Source organism: Hoylesella oralis ATCC 33269 (assembly GCF_000185145.2).
GTDB classification, from domain to species: Bacteria; Bacteroidota; Bacteroidia; order Bacteroidales; family Bacteroidaceae; genus Prevotella; species Prevotella phocaeensis.
Genome location: NZ_GL833118.1, coordinates 42,488 through 58,901, shown reverse-complemented (window position 1 = coordinate 58,901; position 16,414 = coordinate 42,488). Strand labels below are relative to the sequence as shown.

Genomic DNA, 16,414 nt, shown 5'->3' with positions numbered 1-16,414 from the left:
TCCACATAGAATCTCTATTGTTAGGTAGGATGTTCTTTTAAAAAAGAATTACAACGCTATCTCACAATGAAAATTATATGATTCCGTTATAATAAAATGTAAAATAGGAAACTCTATGAATACAGAGAAAACAATAGAATACAATCTTATAAAACGACTTATAGGTTTAAATTATACTTATCGTGAGGATATTCATGATAAGGAAGCACTTGAACAGAATTTCAGACAGAAGTTTGAACAACTCAACAGAGTTCATCTTTCGGATGCAGAATACAATAGATTGCTTGAAGATATTATCAACAGCGATGTTTATGTAGCTTCCAAGATGTTGAGAGAGGTGAATACTTTCATCCGAGAAGATGGTACACCGTTGCAATATAGCTTGGTCAATATTAGGGATTGGTGCAAAAACGAATATGAGGTTGTCAATCAACTAAGAATAAACACCAAGAACAGCTTCCAGCGATATGATGTGATTCTGTTGGTTAATGGACTTCCGCTCGTTCAGATAGAACTGAAGACCTTGGAAGTAAGTCCACGTCGAGCAATGCAACAGATTGTAGATTACAAGAATGACATAGGGAACGGATTTACTAATTCGTTACTATGCTTTATGCAATTATTTATAGTAAGCAATCAGACGCACACTTGTTATTTTACCAATAACAACAGCCTATATTTCAACTTTAATGCTGATGAGCAGTTTCTCCCTGTATATTATTGGGCAGATAAGGACAATCATAAGATTACAAACCTTGATGCTTTTACGGATGAGTTTCTCCCCAAATGCAAATTAGGAGAAATGATTAGCCGATATATGGTATTGGTTGCCAGCGAACAGAAACTACTCATCATGCGCCCTTATCAGATTTATGCTGTAAAGGCTATTATGAGTAGTGTTGAAGAAAATAGAGGAAACGGTTATATATGGCATACAACAGGTAGTGGCAAAACCCTCACTTCATTCAAAGCATCGACATTGTTAAAGGAAAACAGAGAAATAGTAAAGTGTCTGTTTGTTGTCGACAGAAAAGACCTTGACAGACAGACTCGTGAGGAATTTAACAAGTTTCAAGAGAACTGTGTAGAAGAAAACACCAATACAGAATCTCTTGTACAACGATTGGAGTCTGACGATTATGCAGATAAGGTGATTGTTACAACCATTCAGAAATTAGGCATTGCTCTGAACTCAAATACCAAGCAAAATTACAAGGAAAGACTATTGCCGTTGAAGAATAAGCATTTGGTTTTTATCTTCGACGAATGTCATCGTTCCCAGTTCAAAGAAAACCATAAAGCCATTAAGGATTTCTTCCCCAATGCACAATTATTCGGATTTACAGGAACACCGATTTTTGAAGAGAATGCGGTCTATATCCAATATAATAACGAGCAGGGGACTTATATGACCACCAAGGATGTATTTGAAAACGAATTGCATACCTATACCATTACCCATGCCATTGAAGATAAGAATGTTCTTCGATTCCATGTGGACTATTTTAAACCCGATGAAAAAAAGGATATAACAGCTGAGGGAACCGTAAAGAAACAAGCCATTGTAGAGACTATCCTGTCTAAGCACGATGCTGCAACCAATGGCAGACGTTTCAACGCTTTTCTTGCTACATCCTCCATTAATGATGCAATAGAGTATTATCATTTGTTCAAAAAGACTCAAAAAGCAAAAACAGATTGTGAACCATTAAACATTGCGTGTGTCTTTACTCCGCCTGCAGAGGGCAACAAAGATATTATGCAGATGCAGGAGGATTTGGCACAAGAAAGACAAGACAATACGGTTGAGCCTGAAAAGAAGAAGCGAGCTTTGCAAGAAATCTTAAAGGACTATGAGCGACAGTTTGAGGCTCATTTTACTATCAACGACTTCGACGCATATTATCAAGATGTGCAGAAGCGAATAAAAGACCAACAATATAGCAATAAAGACTATCCACACAAGAATAAAATAGACATTACTATTGTTGTAGATATGCTCTTAACAGGTTTTGATTCTAAATACTTGAACACGTTGTATGTTGATAAAAATTTAAAGTATCACAATCTGATACAAGCCTTTTCAAGAACAAACCGTATCTTGAATGATACCAAGCCATACGGTAATATTCTTGATTTCAGAGGGCAGCAAGAGGCTGTGGACATAGCGATTACCAGATTCTCTGGTGTGGATGTAGATAAGCCAAGAACAATTTGGCTTGTTGATCCAGCCCCCACAATCGTGCAGAAATACAAGGAAGCTGTTACGCATTTGAAAGACTTTATGCATTCGCAGGATTTGGAGTGCAAGCCCGAAGAGGTTTATAATTTGCAAGGTGACGATGCACGTATTGGATTTGTAAATTGCTTCAAGGAAGTACAACGCTATCGAACACAACTTGACCAATATACGGATATAAGTGAGGAAGAGCGTACCGCCATTGACAATATGCTCAATGAAGAAAGGCTGAGAGGCTTCCGAGGTGCCTACCTTGAAACAGCAAAGCAACTCAAAAAGCAACAGGATAGGACAAAAGAAGGAGAGAACCCCCAAATAGAGAACATCGACTTTGAATTTGTTCTTTTTGCCTCTGCCTTGATAGACTATGACTATATAATGGAACTGATAGCAAGACTGTCGGGTGGAACTACTTCCAAGCAGAAGATGACAAAGGAGCAAATCATAAGCCTTATAAAGTCAAGTTCAAACTTATTGGAAGAGCGTGATGACATCATTGCTTACCTCGACAGTTTAAAAGAAGGTGTAAACGGAAAAACTGCCAAGCAGATAAAGGAGGAATACGAAATATTCAAAACGGAGAAATATGCCAAAGAATTGCTCACGATAGCAGATAAGTATAATATCAGTGCTAAAGCATTGGAAGCATTCGTAAACGAAATTATCGACCGTAAGATATTCGATGGTGAGAAACTGAACGACTTGCTTGCTCCGCTCAATCTTGGTTGGCGAGACAGAACGAAGAAAGAATTAGCATTAATGGAAGATGTTACCCCATTGCTGAAACGACTATCTGCAGGGCAGGAAATCTCTGGCTTATCAGCCTACGACGAAAAAAAATAAAAGTGTAATGAAAGAATTAAAACATATACCGAATATCCGCTTTCCTGAATTTAAGAAGTCGGGAGAATGGAAGCCTAAATGTCTAAAAAGTTTATTTGATAGAGTTAAGACAAAAAACAATGAAAATAATAGTAATGTTTTGACAATTTCTGCACAGTATGGTTTAGTAAATCAAATCGAGTTTTTTAGCAAATCAGTTTCTGCAAAGGATATTTCTGGATATTATTTGCTTAGCAAGGGAGATTTTGCATATAATAAGAGTCGCTCTATTGGCTATCCTTTTGGAGTGGTACGGAGGTTAAAAAAATACGAAAAAGGAGTGGTTTCCACTTTGTATATGTGTTTTCGTGCAAAAGACCATAGGAATACCGAATTTTATGAATACTATTTTAATACTGATATTTTCCAAAAACGAGTTGGCAAAATAGCACAAGAAGGGGCAAGAAGTCATGGATTACTAAATATTTCTACTGAGAGTTTTTTACAATTAGAATTCCTTTTCCCTTCATCTATAGAGCAAAAGAAAATAGCAGAATGTCTTTCTTCCCTTGACGATTATATCAACGCAACGCAAGAGAAGATTGATTTATTACAAGCACACAAGAAAGGGCTGATGCAGCAATTACTTCCTGCATTAGGGAAAATTATGCCTCAGAAGCGTTTACCAAAATTTGGGAAATCAAAGAAGTGGAGTCCCTATTCTATGGAAGAAATGTTTAAGATTAGGAATGGTTATACTCCATCAAAATCAAATCCTAAATTCTGGGAAAACGGTACTATACCTTGGTTTAGAATGGAAGATATAAGAGAACACGGACATATACTTTCTGATTCAATCCAACATATAACGAAAGAGGCTGTTAAAGGGAAAGGTCTGTTTCCTGCTAACTCTATCATTGTTGCTACAACGGCTACAATTGGCGAACACGCACTGATAATTGTTGATTCGCTTGCGAATCAACGATTTACGTTTTTAACAAAACGTAAATCGTTTGATAATCAAATAGATATGAAGTATTTTTACTATTATATGTATATCATTGACGAGTGGTGTAAACAGCATACAAATGCAGGAGGTTTTGCGTCAGTTGACATGAATGGATTTAAACGACTGTCCGTATCTCTACCCTCACCAGAAGAACAGAAGGAAATTGCTGAATGCTTCACCTCAATTGATGATTTAATAGATAGTACAAAACAAAAACTTGTAATGCTTCAGAATCACAAGCGTGGTCTAATGCAACAGTTATTTCCAACAGTTTAAATAAAAAGCATAGATATGGATAAAGAAAACAACAAAATAATACCTTTCAAGACAATAGACAAAATTGCTGACAAATTAAGAGACGTTCTTAATTCGTCTGACAATGTCTTGCTGTATGCCTATAATGGTACTGGCAAGACTCGTTTGTCAATGGCATTTAAGAATAAAGGTAAAAAGAAAAATGGTGGTGACACTTTATATTTCAATGCTTTTACAGAAGACTTGTTTACTTGGGACAATGACTTGAAAAATGATGAAAATCGCACATTGAAGATAAATGAATTATCTAATTTTTTTAATGGTTTTAAAGAACTATCACTTGAAAACAGAATCTTTGCTCATCTGGAAAGATATGCCAAGATAAATTTCAAGATTGATTATGAAAAATGGACAATATCATTCAGCAGAATCATTCCTAATCCAAAATACAATCCACACAATCCGAATAATAGAGAACCTGAAACAATAGAACAGGACGGTATCAAAATATCACGAGGAGAAGAAAATATATTTGTTTTCTGCATATTTTTGGCTATCTGCGAATTGGTAATTGATGGAGCAGAAGCATATAAATGGGTAAAGTATATTTATATTGATGACCCCATATCATCATTGGATGAAAACAATGCCATTACTATTGCAAATGATTTATCTCATGTAATTGGAAGATGCAAGGGAAAGGCAAAAGTTGTTATATCCTCACATCACAGTTTATTTTATAATGTAATGTACAACGAACTGCGGAAAAATAGCAAAAGCTATTTCCTGCATAAGACATCAAGTGAAGAATATCGTCTGCAAAAGACAGAAGATACACCTTTCTTCCATCATATAGCATTACTTTGTGAGCTAAAACAAAGAGTAGAGCAATATAAAAAGAAGAGAGAAGAAAATAAAGAGAATATTCAAACAGACATACTCAATACTTATCATTTTAATATTTTACGCAGTATATTGGAAAAAACTGCAGTCTTCTTTGGTTATACAGACTTCTCATTTTGCCTCAAAAATAAAAAAGAAGAAGATGAAGACAATGATAAAAATGAGAACTTATATGCACGTGCATTAAATATAATGAGTCATGGCAGATACTCAATTTTTTCACCAGTCGGAATGATGCCTGATAGTGCAGACTTGTTTGTTGAGATATTTGATACATTCACCAAGAAATACGATTTTTACTTTCCTGATGTTTTTACTGACGGGAACTGATAAAATAAGATTATGACAACAGAAAATAAAAACGAACTGGGTAAAACCCTTTGGGATATTGCAAATAGCCTGCGAGGTGCAATGATGGCAGATGATTTTCGTGATTATATGCTATCGTTTCTATTCCTGAAATATCTTTCAGATAATTATGTGGAATTTGCTAAAAAAGAATTAGGCACTGATTATCCAGATATAAAAAACATAGTGAAGGAAGAAACGGGAATTGTAAAATCTCCGTTACAAATTTGGTATGCAGCAAACCCAGAAGACATTGATTTGTTTGAAGCCCAGATGCGTAAAAAAATACACTATGTCATCAAGCCAAAATACCTTTGGGATAACATTGCTGAAAATGCTCGTACGCAATCAAACGAATTACTAAAGATTTTGGAAGAAGGCTTCAAATATATTGAAGAACAATCTTTTGAAACCTCCTTTAAGGGACTGTTCTCTGAAATCAATCTGAATTCAGAGAAACTTGGCAAAAACTATGCAGAGCGTAATGCTTTGTTGGCAAAGGTTATTAATAAGATAAAAGAGGGAGTTTCTAAGTTAAATACAACTACAGACACTTTGGGCGATGCCTATGAGTATCTTATCGGACAATTTGCTGCCAATTCCGGGCAAAAGGCTGGCGAGTTCTATACCCCACAGGGAATTTCCTCAATACTGTCGAAGATTGTTACACTCGATTGCCAGGATCCCAAATCTGGCAAAAAGAAAAAGATAAGTAAAGTATTGGATTTTACTTGCGGTTCAGGTTCATTACTTCTCAATGTACGGCATGAAATGGGAGCTAATGGGATCGGCAAAATTTATGGTCAGGAGAAGAATATCACAACCTATAACCTTGCCCGTATGAATATGTTGCTGCATGAAGTAAAAGATACGGAGTTTGAAATCCATCATGGTGATACACTTGTCAATGACTGGAGTATCCTAAACAATATGAACCCGTCAAAGAAGATGGAATTCGATGCCATTGTTGCAAATCCCCCATTCAGCTATCGCTGGGAACCGAAAGAGGAAACTGCAAAGGATTTCCGTTTCAGTCGTTACGGTCTTGCTCCAAAATCTGCTGCCGATTTTGCATTTCTATTACATGGTTTCCACTATTTGAGTGGTGATGGTACAATGGCTATCATTCTTCCTCATGGTGTTTTGTTTAGAGGAGGAAAGGAGGAAACTATCAGAAAGAAACTTCTGAGTGACGATAACATAGATGCAGTTATTGGACTGCCTGCTAATCTATTCTATTCAACAGGTATTCCCGTCTGTATTTTAGTGTTGAAGAAATGTCGTCGTACAGATGACATTCTTTTCATCAATGCCAGTTCGGAAGAACACTATGAGAAAGGGAAACGCCAGAATTCATTGCGTCCTGAAGATATAAACAAAATAGTAGAAACTTATCAATTCCGTATAGAAGAGAACCGTTATGCTCGTAAGGTCTATATGCGAGAAATCAAGGACAACGGCTATAATCTGAACATATCACGCTATGTAAATCTGTCCAAAGAAGAAGAAAAGATTGATTTGGCAGAAGTACACAGGCAATTAGTAGCAACAGAGGAAAAGATTGAAGAAGCCCGTCAAAAACATAATGAATTTCTAAAAGAATTGGGGTTGGATCTTGTATAAAATCATATCATATAAAAGTATAAAAATGAAACACGAAATTAGTCCAGACAAGCAAACGGTAGAATCATGTCTAAAACAAAAATCTTATTATGTGGACTTTTATCAGAGAGAATATGTTTGGTCAAAAGAAACTGTAGAGATTCTTTTGCGTGATATATTTTATGAATTTGAATTGTCGTATAGTATTCACAAGGATGAAGAATTAACTCAAGAAGTTCTTGATCTCTATAATTGGTATTATATGAACGTGTTCATTACCAATAAAGTTGATGGGAAGGTTTATATAGTAGATGGTCAGCAAAGATTGACGACACTCACGCTTATCGCTACTAAATTATACCATATAATTGATGATGAAAATCTAAAAGACACTTTAAAGGAATGCATTTTTTCAAAAGATAAATTTAAGGGAGATATTTTTTGTATAGATAATGAAAAGCGTAAAGATGTCATGCAATGCATCTTGGCAGAAATTAAATACCAAGAACCTTATAAAAATAAAACTGAAGAAAATCTTGTTTCAAGATACAATGACATCAGTAAGTTTATAGATGACAAGAATCTGCCTTCAGAAGAAATAAAGGCGTTTACCTTTTATTTTCTCGAGAGATTAGTCATGGTAGAATTGTCTATTGAAAAAGATGATACACCTATGGTCTTTGAAGTCATTAATGACAGGGGCGAATCTCTTAAACCTTTTGAGATTCTTAAAGGAAAAATGATAGGGGCATTAGGTAAAAATGATACTGAAGCTTATTCTGAAAAATGGGATAATGCTATATCATGTCTGAATGGGATACAAGATGCTTTTTTCATAGACTTCATAAAATCAAGATTTGTCTTTAAGGAAAATGCCAAGTTAGAATCAGCATTGAACCAAGCATATCATAGGTATATTTTCGATTATAATGACATTGCAGATTCCTTGCAATTCAGAAAGACTGATAAAAAGCATATTGCTAATATTAAGAATTTTATAGATACGGATTTTAAGTATTATTCTAAACTATATGCCAAAATACGAGCTAATCAAAATCAGTTCCTGAGGTATGATAATGTGATTAATTATCTATCTGGACAATATCAGATTATAATGGCCGTTTGTAGTATAGATGATCCGATTGAAGATGAAAAGATAGATACAATTGCTAAAGAAATAGATAGGTTATGGATGCTTTTAATCTTAAATGACATCTACGATAGTAATAAGTTTCAAAATCTGTGCTTTGCACTTAACCAATTATTGAAAGAAAAGAATATATCAGAATATCGCAGTATATTTGACAAGTTGATTATAGACACAATTCGTGATAAAAGGAATACTACTCCAACCTCTGTATTAGATTATCAGAATTTCATCAAAAAGAATTATAGTAATATGAATACTCGTTCATTAAGGTATCTTTTTGCACGAATAGAAAAATTCATTTGTGAACACACAAATCAGTCTATGCAAAACGATGTGGAGTATATATCTACAAAAACGGGGTATAAAACGGGCTACCATATTGAACATATTTTATCGCATAATGAAACCAATAAAAAATATTTTGATAATGAAGAAGAATTTGAAGATAAACGGAATCTCTTAGGTGGATTGTTGCTACTTAAAGGTTTAGACAATATTAGTTCTGGTAATGAAGAGTATGTCGATAAGCTTAAAACTTATAGCAGTGGTTTAATATGGGGACATTCTTTGTGTGCAGACTTTTATCATGCAAATAAAGACTTTGTTAACTTTAATTGTTCCTTAAAAGAAAGAATTTCAGCAGAGTTTAAGCCTTTCAATAAATTTGATAAGGAGGCATTAAGTGAAAGAAGTCTATTACTTTATAACTTAATAAAAGTTATTTGGGAGGTATAGCGTGAGAATAGTGATAACATTCAAGATGGTTTCTAATCAAAACTACTCAAATTGAGGAAACATTTTTGTACCATGCAAATGTAAATCATTGGTAATCAGTGTTGGATATATTTGAGGAAGTGAAGTAGAGAATAAATATTTATGTAATCGTAGCTTTCCGAATGGATCGGTACGATTATTGTGTTTAATATCAATTTATAAATGATGGAAAAAGAAGCACGAACAACATTGGAAAACCTTATTAAGGAGCAGAAAGAAAGGATTCCCCAGTTAAAAAAGAAGTTACCACCACCTAACGTTATTATGCCTTCGTATTATGTATACGAAGATAACAGCCATTATATAAAATGGTTGAAAAAGTCTAAGAGATTCTTAGACACGCAATTTCCCGGTGATAAAGATGTTGATAACTTTGAGCGTATTAGTAAAGAGAAATTGCGTCCTGAACAGCAAGAGGAATTATTAGCCATCCTCGAAGCCTTTTTAGAGTATCCGGATATTGTAGAGAAAGTAAAGACTAATAGATCTAATAGGAGTATCAACATAAACAACAATATAAACAATACGAATACTCAGTCCCAGCAGCAAACTCAACAACAAATCATAGAGATACTTATAAAGGCGCTTGAGGACCAACTTTCGATAACTCAGCTAAAAGAGATAAAGCAGATTGTGGAAGAAGAAAGGGGTGATTTAGAAAAAGCTAAGCCCAGACTCATTGATAAAATAAAATCATTTGGCGAAAATGTAGCCTCGAACATTCTTGCAAACATCATCACTAATCCTACTATTTGGTCACTACTTGGCTAAGCGTATTTGCTTTATTCCCAAAAACACCTGCCCAAACAGCAAAAGGGGTGAAAAGCATGCCCGCCTGTGTGGCGTCAGCATGTTTTCACCCTTTCACTGCTTCTATAAGAGGCTTCTCACCCCGTAGCGCTTCCTCCCTTTGCTCGTTCCTTTTGGGAGGGAGACTACGGCTTTGTCGGTTGCGGCGTCTTCGGCTTCTTCCTCGCCGGGTTATCCACCTCCACTTCTATGTTCTTCAGCGCCTTGCGGATGGGATCTTTCCACGTCACGATAATTCCGGCGCGCTTCAGCACGGCAGCGGAAACGGCTTCCGCTTTTTCTATCATCTTCGAGGGGATGGAGACGCGCAGCGAGAAGATGTCGCCCAAGTCGAGCGAGCCGCCCAGCGTTACCACTTCGATGATGATGTTGCGAAGCGTGATGAGCACGTTGCGCACATCGCCCTCGCTCAGCGACGTTTCGCGGACGATGCGCTGGATGAGCCAGCTTTGCGAGAACTTGTCTTGCGACTTCGGTGCTGCGCCGTAACCTTTCTTTCCTTTGAGCGGTCCTATCTTCATCTGCCGCTCGATAACCTTAAATGATAACATAGTTATTTGACTTTTATTTATTTGTTATTAAAATGTCTCTGTCTGGCGCCTCCTCTCCCTAAGGACTGCTACAAGGAGTCTTCGAGAAGAGATATAAGGAGTCCCTGAGGAGAGATATAAGGAGTCCTCGAGGAGAGATATAAGGAGTCCTCGAGGAGAGATATAAGGAGTCCTCAAGGAGAGATATAAGGAGTCCCCGAGGAGTGATATAAGGAGTCCCCGAGGAGTGATATAAGGAGTCCCCGAGGAGTGATATAAGGACTCCATACGAGCGATGCGAAATATCGCTTTTGCCTTTCTCTACTACCGAACATCCGCACCTTGGATGTGGCTCCTTATCGGTCGGTCGGCCATCGCTGCGACAGGCCAGTTTCTACAGTGTTAGTTTGTAGCTCCATCCATGTACCATAGAGGATCATACTGTATGCAATTCCGTCGAACTTGGGAGGCACGTCGTTCCAACGGAAGACGGGCGTACTCGACCAATAGTAACCCTCTCCTCCGGGAGTACCTGTCTGATTGTAGAATCCAAGGTCGGGAAGATAGAAATAGTTGCTCGTGTCAGTGAGTTTCCCCTGATTGATATGAGCAATTTGAGGGATTGGGTTCAATATTTCTGTTCTATAGTCCTTGCCATCGGGTGAAGCGTTCTTCAAATCAGCTACCGACTTGCCTTCCTCCGCAGCGATGACGCTCAGCTTCTTCAGCCATGTGCCTCCTTGGAACAGATGGTCCATGCTGATCCAGTAGGAGTAGTCTCTGTAAGGATCGCCCTTCGTTACATACCAGTACAGTTCGTTGACGTTCGGGCAGTCCTTGCAGCTATAGGCGGCGGCAGTGTTGTCGGCATTCGGGGTGAAGCCGTTCGGAAATTCCCTATGCCAGCGAGGATCGGTATTATCCTTGGGATAAGGGTAGTTCAGTAGGTTTATAAAGGGAGGCTGCTGGGGGTTGGGGCCGTTCCATTCGTAGCCCTTCCAATAGTGCTGGCCTACCGCAGCGTCCCACATGTAGTAAGTGTCGGCCGGGTATTCGGGCAGTTCCAGCTGCTGGCTTATTTCCTTGTTCTTGCCGGCGGTGAAAGTAACGTTGCTGTACTCCTTGGTAATGGTACCGCGAACGCCGGTGCCGATATGGGGATATCCGTTGTCGTCGTAGATGGTGTATTCTACGGTCAGCTTGCTGTACGTGCCCGGAGCGATGACCATGACGGCGGCGTTGGCCGCGGCGTCGGGGGCTGTAAGCGGAATGGGGAAATTATTTAAGGTCAGCTCTATGCTGCTGTTGGTGGCTGTGGTGGCCGGGCGCGAGCTGAGGTCTATGCCGTTGTCGTTGTCGAACTTGAACTCGCCGCTGATGGCCTTGTCGGCCGTTACCGTAATCTTCTCCAATCGGGTGTTGGCGATGCCTTTCTGCTTGGTGTAGGGCATGAAGGTAACGTACGAGGACTTATGGTCTATCATGAAACTATAATTTCCGTTGTCCTGCCTGCGGGCAATGCCCGTACCGCAGTCGCCGTATAGGCCGAGACCTGTGGCATAGTTGGGCTTGTCCTGCTTCTGTTTGTTCGCAATGGTAACCCTTCCGGGCCAGCTTATGGTATTGTCTCCACCATAGTACACGAGATACTGGGGGGCGGTGTAGCTGCCGCGGAACCAGAACTTGGCTCTGGACGTGCGGTCTGTGCCGGAGGCGGTAAGTTGGTCGGCAATATCGTTCTTATAGTCTGACTCGAAGTGGGGTGGATTATCCTGCACCCAAAGCACGTCGTAACGCGTCCAGTAGAACTTGACGCCCGTGCCTGTGTACTCGCCTGCCGTCCGGGTTGCGGGAGTCTTTTCCTCGACAGAGAATGCCGTGAGGCCTTTCAAATCGGACTCCTGCTGTCGGTTGTCTGCCGTGTCTTCGCTGGCGCAGGCGGTAAAAAGCAGCAGGCCTGCCAGAGGAAGCATTGATAAAATACTTGTTTTCATCGTTTTATGTTCTTTTAATTTTAATGTTCTGTTTACTCTTCCCAAGGGTTCTTGCTGTAGGAGGTGGTACCGATTGTTTCTTCCTCATCGAAGAAGTTGACGCCTTTGGCGTGCATGGGATCGTTGTCGTTGCCGGCGTCATTGTGCCCGCCGGAAAATTCTAACAAATGCAGTTCCGTGGCTACGCCCAGCACTTTCGTTTCGGGCCGCACGTAGACTTGTTTCTTGTTTTGTTCTTTGTTCATATATTTATAGTTTTTATGGGTTAATATTCGTCTTACAGCCCACCTGCCTCGCTGGCAAAAGGGCACGATAAAAGAGGCAGGGGAAACTTGCGGGAGCCCTCTGCCTATGCAGGTTGCGGCACGCCTTACGCGCGCGTATGCAGAAATATATTAAAGAGAAGTTACGCCGGTAGCGCCTGTGTGTGTGTGTGTGTGTGTGTGTGTGTGTGTGTGTGTGTGTGTGTGTGTTAGCAAATTATTCGAGACGGCCAAATATAATGTGTTAAAAGTTGCGGAGAAACCTATGTTTCTTCGCTCTGCGCCTATACCTTTCTTTATATAAGAGGTATGCAGCCGACTCGTATCGCCTTTCATCAAATTCACATCTGTAGTTTAGTAACGTGTGCAAAGATAACTAAAAATTCTTAAATACGCAAGAAATGGTAGGAATTAATTTATCTAATTGGAAAACATAACGATAACGAAAAGCTCTAAAAGGGGCTATTCTGCACTTTAATTAATAAGGAAAACACGGTAGAAGTACCGTCAGGCCGAAACCTTATGTATTTCAAAAGAATAAAGGACGAATTTTACATCCCGATTAAATCCGAACTCCATAAGACATGTTTTATCTTTACAGAGCCGTAGGGGAGGCCCCTACTCCCCCAATATTTGGGCGGCATGTTCTTTCACCTTTATCTCTTTAGGCGTAAAGATGCGCTCTATTCTGCCATCCGTACCGATGATAAACGTGGTGCGGAATGTACCGAAATACTTGCGTCCGTACATACTCTTCTCACCCCAAACGCCGAAAGACTCATTAAGTGTTTTCTCCGTATCGGCAATTAGCGGGAACGGAAGTGCATTCTTCTCGATGAATTTCTTATGTGAACGCCCGTCCTGTACGCTTACACCTACCACCTCATAGCCTTCTTTGCGCAATTGGGCATAGTTGTCGCGCAGGTTGCAAGCCTCTGCAGTGCAACCGGATGTACTGTCTTTCGGATAAAAATACAACACCAATTTCTTACCGGCATAATCGCTAAGCCGTATTTCTTTACCGTCTTGATCGATTCCCAGCACTTGAGGGGCCTTGTCTCCTATTTGCATATTCGTTTCGTTTTTAAGATTTGACGCAGACAAAGATACGGCTTTTTTGTAATATATACAAGAAAACACTATTCTAACTAAAGCAAAACAAACATAAAAACACTTTAAACAATCATCCGATATTTGCAAGATATTACCAGTTTATTTACTTTTGAGCCGATGAAAATAATAGGCTTGGTCTTCGTATTTATCGGTTCGACACTGCCGGATGGATGCTTTGCACAGCACAAGCATGTGGTGATAGACTTGGAAACGCGCCGCCCGTTGCGCGATATCCTCGCCTATACCAACACCAATGAGAACACTAAGACCAATTATAAGGGCGAATTTACCATCTTCAAGGCATTCAGAAGGCTCGTCCTCTCCCACCCCAATTACTACACTTTGGAGCTTCCACCGGAGAAAGCACAAGCAGATACCATCTATCTTGTGCCCAAATTCAATAAATTACAAGAAGTTATCATCACAGCAAAGGCGCCGCATGTGGGCATCGATGTCAAGAAGATGGCGCAAGAGGCAGCCGCAGCAGCGCCGGCAACAAGCGGGATAAGTTTCGATTTTTTCAGTATGTTCGACCGTAGCAAGCGCCATGTATCGAAGAAAGAACGCGAAAAAATGAAACGCATCTTGGATAAATACTGATCTCGCATTCCCTTCACATTCATACGAAAACATATCATTTTCAGCCGAAGTTTTACGCATTTTTATTGTTATTCGCATCATATATCCAAGTTAAATCATTATCTTTGCATGTATGAACGCACAGAATACGGATAATATAAAATGGAGTGAAAACGTAATTATTGCCGATGCCGACTACATAGACAACGTGGCTTTCAACCTCATTGTCAATTTCGAACGCATGATAGGACGTCACATACCACAGGCAGACATGGCCCGCTGGATAGATTGCATAAGTCTCGACGGCGGACTGCGCGAAGGTGAACACCAGACACAGGTGGTGCTCATCCACCATAAAAACCGCCGGAAGATGGAAAACTTCGTGCCTTCTGCCTATGAAGAGGAGCTTAACGGAAAGGCTTTCAAGGACAATCTGGGCGAGTTTATCGTGAGTTCGTTTCCGGTAGAAGATATGGTCGGCGCCGACGGTTTCTTCATCGATGTGCTTCGCACCGTATGTGCGCAGGTCGATGTAAAACGCATTATGATTATTCCCGATACCGAAAAGGAGGGCATGCTCGACAGCATACGCAGCACGCTGCACTATCTTGATGACGACAGCAAGCGTATCACCGTGTTTTCCATGCAGCCCCTGCTGGGCGGAAACTATCGTCAGGAAATCCTTGGATACTCGCTGATGAGTGCGTTGGGCATCAGGGCAGACGAGATAAAATAACCCTTGCCAGCCCGTGTAAACAGCATATATAACAACAAAACAATAAACATTCGTATGGGAAGAGTATTGATGATCGGCGCCGGAGGCGTCGCCACGGTGGCTGCATTCAAGATTGCACAGAATGCAGATGTATTTTCTGAGTTCATGATTGCCTCTCGTCGTAAAGAGAAGTGCGATGCTATTGTCAAGGCAATAGGCAATCCTAACATCAAAACAGCACAGGTAGACGCCGACGATGTGGAGCAACTGAAAGCACTGTTCAACGACTATAAACCCGAAATGGTTATCAACTTGGCGCTGCCTTATCAAGACCTGACAATTATGGACGCCTGCCTTGCCTGCGGCGTAAACTATCTCGACACGGCCAACTACGAGCCTAAAGACGAGGCACACTTCGAATATTCATGGCAATGGGCTTATAAAGATCGCTTCGAAAAGGCCGGTCTGACCGCCATACTTGGCTGTGGGTTCGATCCGGGAGTTAGTGGTGTCTACACTGCATATGCCGCCAAGCACCACTTCGATGAAATTCAATACCTCGATATTGTAGACTGTAATGCCGGTAACCACCACAAATCGTTCGCTACAAACTTCAATCCGGAGATCAATATTCGCGAAATAACACAGAAAGGTCTTTACTATAAGGACGGCAAATGGATAGAAACCGAGCCGTTGGAAATACACAAACCGCTGACATACCCCAACATCGGCCCGCGTGAAAGCTACCTCATGCACCACGAGGAGCTCGAAAGTCTCGTAAAAAACTACCCCTCTATCAGGCAAGCACGGTTCTGGATGACCTTCGGACAGGAGTATCTAACCTACTTGCGTGTTATTCAGGGCATCGGTATGGCAAGCATCAAACCCATCAACTACAACGGCATGGAGATCGTACCCCTACAGTTTCTCAAGGCTGTATTGCCGAATCCGCAGGATTTGGGCGCCAACTACGAAGGCGAGACCAGCATCGGATGCCGCATACGCGGTATGAAAGACGGCAAAGAACAGACTTATTACGTTTACAACAACTGCAAACATCAAGACGCATACAAAGAAACAGGCATGCAAGGTGTAAGCTACACCACGGGCGTACCGGCCATGATCGGCGCAATGATGTTCTTTAAAGGGCTATGGAAGAGGCCGGGCGTATGGAACGTAGAGGATTTCGATCCCGATCCGTTTATGGAACAACTCAACAAACAAGGGTTGCCTTGGCACGAAATATTCAACGGAGACCTCGAATTGTAAGCACAAACAGCGGCACCTAAACGGCAAAACAATCACAAT

General features: G+C 40.3%; 13 protein-coding genes. 9 read left to right on the top strand and 4 right to left on the bottom strand.

The genetic code is table 11. From position 1 onward, the window contains the following. Positions 1-115 precede the first annotated feature (115 nt). The 6 genes from HMPREF0663_RS01915 to HMPREF0663_RS01890 all read left to right on the top strand — a co-directional run bounded on the left by HMPREF0663_RS01915 (position 116) and on the right by HMPREF0663_RS01890 (position 9,873). Positions 116-3,082 (top strand): type I restriction endonuclease subunit R, encoded by a 2,967-nt coding sequence (locus HMPREF0663_RS01915; protein ID WP_004368390.1) that lies wholly within the window; start codon positions 116-118, stop codon positions 3,080-3,082. Positions 3,083-3,089: 7 nt separating this feature from the next. Then, on the top strand, positions 3,090-4,346 hold the full coding sequence (locus HMPREF0663_RS01910; RefSeq protein ID WP_004368389.1) for a restriction endonuclease subunit S: 1,257 nt from the start codon (positions 3,090-3,092) through the stop codon (positions 4,344-4,346). A 15-nt stretch (positions 4,347-4,361) separates the two neighbouring features. Further along, the gene (locus tag HMPREF0663_RS01905; RefSeq protein ID WP_004368388.1) at positions 4,362-5,558 is read left to right on the top strand and encodes an AAA family ATPase; all 1,197 of its coding nucleotides are present in this window, start codon (positions 4,362-4,364) and stop codon (positions 5,556-5,558) included. A 12-nt stretch (positions 5,559-5,570) separates the two neighbouring features. Beyond that, positions 5,571-7,199: a type I restriction-modification system subunit M gene (locus HMPREF0663_RS01900; protein WP_004368387.1), complete on the top strand. Its 1,629-nt coding sequence runs from the start codon at positions 5,571-5,573 to the stop codon at positions 7,197-7,199. A gap of 25 nt (positions 7,200-7,224) precedes the next feature. After that, positions 7,225-9,063, top strand: a complete 1,839-nt coding sequence (locus HMPREF0663_RS01895) for a DUF262 domain-containing protein (RefSeq protein WP_004368386.1) — start codon at positions 7,225-7,227, stop codon at positions 9,061-9,063. A 201-nt stretch (positions 9,064-9,264) separates the two neighbouring features. Then, positions 9,265-9,873, top strand: coding sequence for a hypothetical protein (locus tag HMPREF0663_RS01890; RefSeq protein WP_004368385.1), 609 nt, complete (start codon positions 9,265-9,267; stop codon positions 9,871-9,873). Between the two features lie 164 nt (positions 9,874-10,037). Here the strand turns inward: HMPREF0663_RS01890 and HMPREF0663_RS01885 are convergent, their stop codons facing one another. The 4 genes from HMPREF0663_RS01885 to bcp form a co-directional block, all read right to left on the bottom strand. Further along, complete coding sequence (locus HMPREF0663_RS01885; protein WP_004368384.1) at positions 10,038-10,463, bottom strand: HU family DNA-binding protein; 426 nt, start codon at positions 10,461-10,463, stop codon at positions 10,038-10,040. Positions 10,464-10,798: 335 nt separating this feature from the next. Next, the gene (locus HMPREF0663_RS01880) at positions 10,799-12,436 is read right to left on the bottom strand and encodes a hypothetical protein (RefSeq protein WP_016665519.1); all 1,638 of its coding nucleotides are present in this window, start codon (positions 12,434-12,436) and stop codon (positions 10,799-10,801) included. A 32-nt stretch (positions 12,437-12,468) separates the two neighbouring features. Continuing rightward, the gene (locus HMPREF0663_RS01875; protein ID WP_004368382.1) at positions 12,469-12,681 is read right to left on the bottom strand and encodes a hypothetical protein; all 213 of its coding nucleotides are present in this window, start codon (positions 12,679-12,681) and stop codon (positions 12,469-12,471) included. Positions 12,682-13,317: 636 nt separating this feature from the next. Next, positions 13,318-13,770, bottom strand: coding sequence for a thioredoxin-dependent thiol peroxidase (gene bcp, locus HMPREF0663_RS01865; RefSeq protein ID WP_016665518.1), 453 nt, complete (start codon positions 13,768-13,770; stop codon positions 13,318-13,320). Positions 13,771-13,929: 159 nt separating this feature from the next. On the opposite strand from bcp, the gene HMPREF0663_RS01860 reads away from it, so the two are divergent. The 3 genes from HMPREF0663_RS01860 to HMPREF0663_RS01850 all read left to right on the top strand — a co-directional run bounded on the left by HMPREF0663_RS01860 (position 13,930) and on the right by HMPREF0663_RS01850 (position 16,375). Further along, complete coding sequence (locus HMPREF0663_RS01860; protein WP_004368380.1) at positions 13,930-14,412, top strand: hypothetical protein; 483 nt, start codon at positions 13,930-13,932, stop codon at positions 14,410-14,412. Positions 14,413-14,524: 112 nt separating this feature from the next. Further along, entirely contained in the window at positions 14,525-15,127 is a 603-nt protein-coding gene (locus HMPREF0663_RS01855) for a DUF6621 family protein (protein ID WP_004368379.1), read from the top strand. A gap of 54 nt (positions 15,128-15,181) precedes the next feature. Beyond that, positions 15,182-16,375, top strand: coding sequence for a saccharopine dehydrogenase family protein (locus tag HMPREF0663_RS01850; RefSeq protein ID WP_004368378.1), 1,194 nt, complete (start codon positions 15,182-15,184; stop codon positions 16,373-16,375). Positions 16,376-16,414 lie beyond the last annotated feature (39 nt).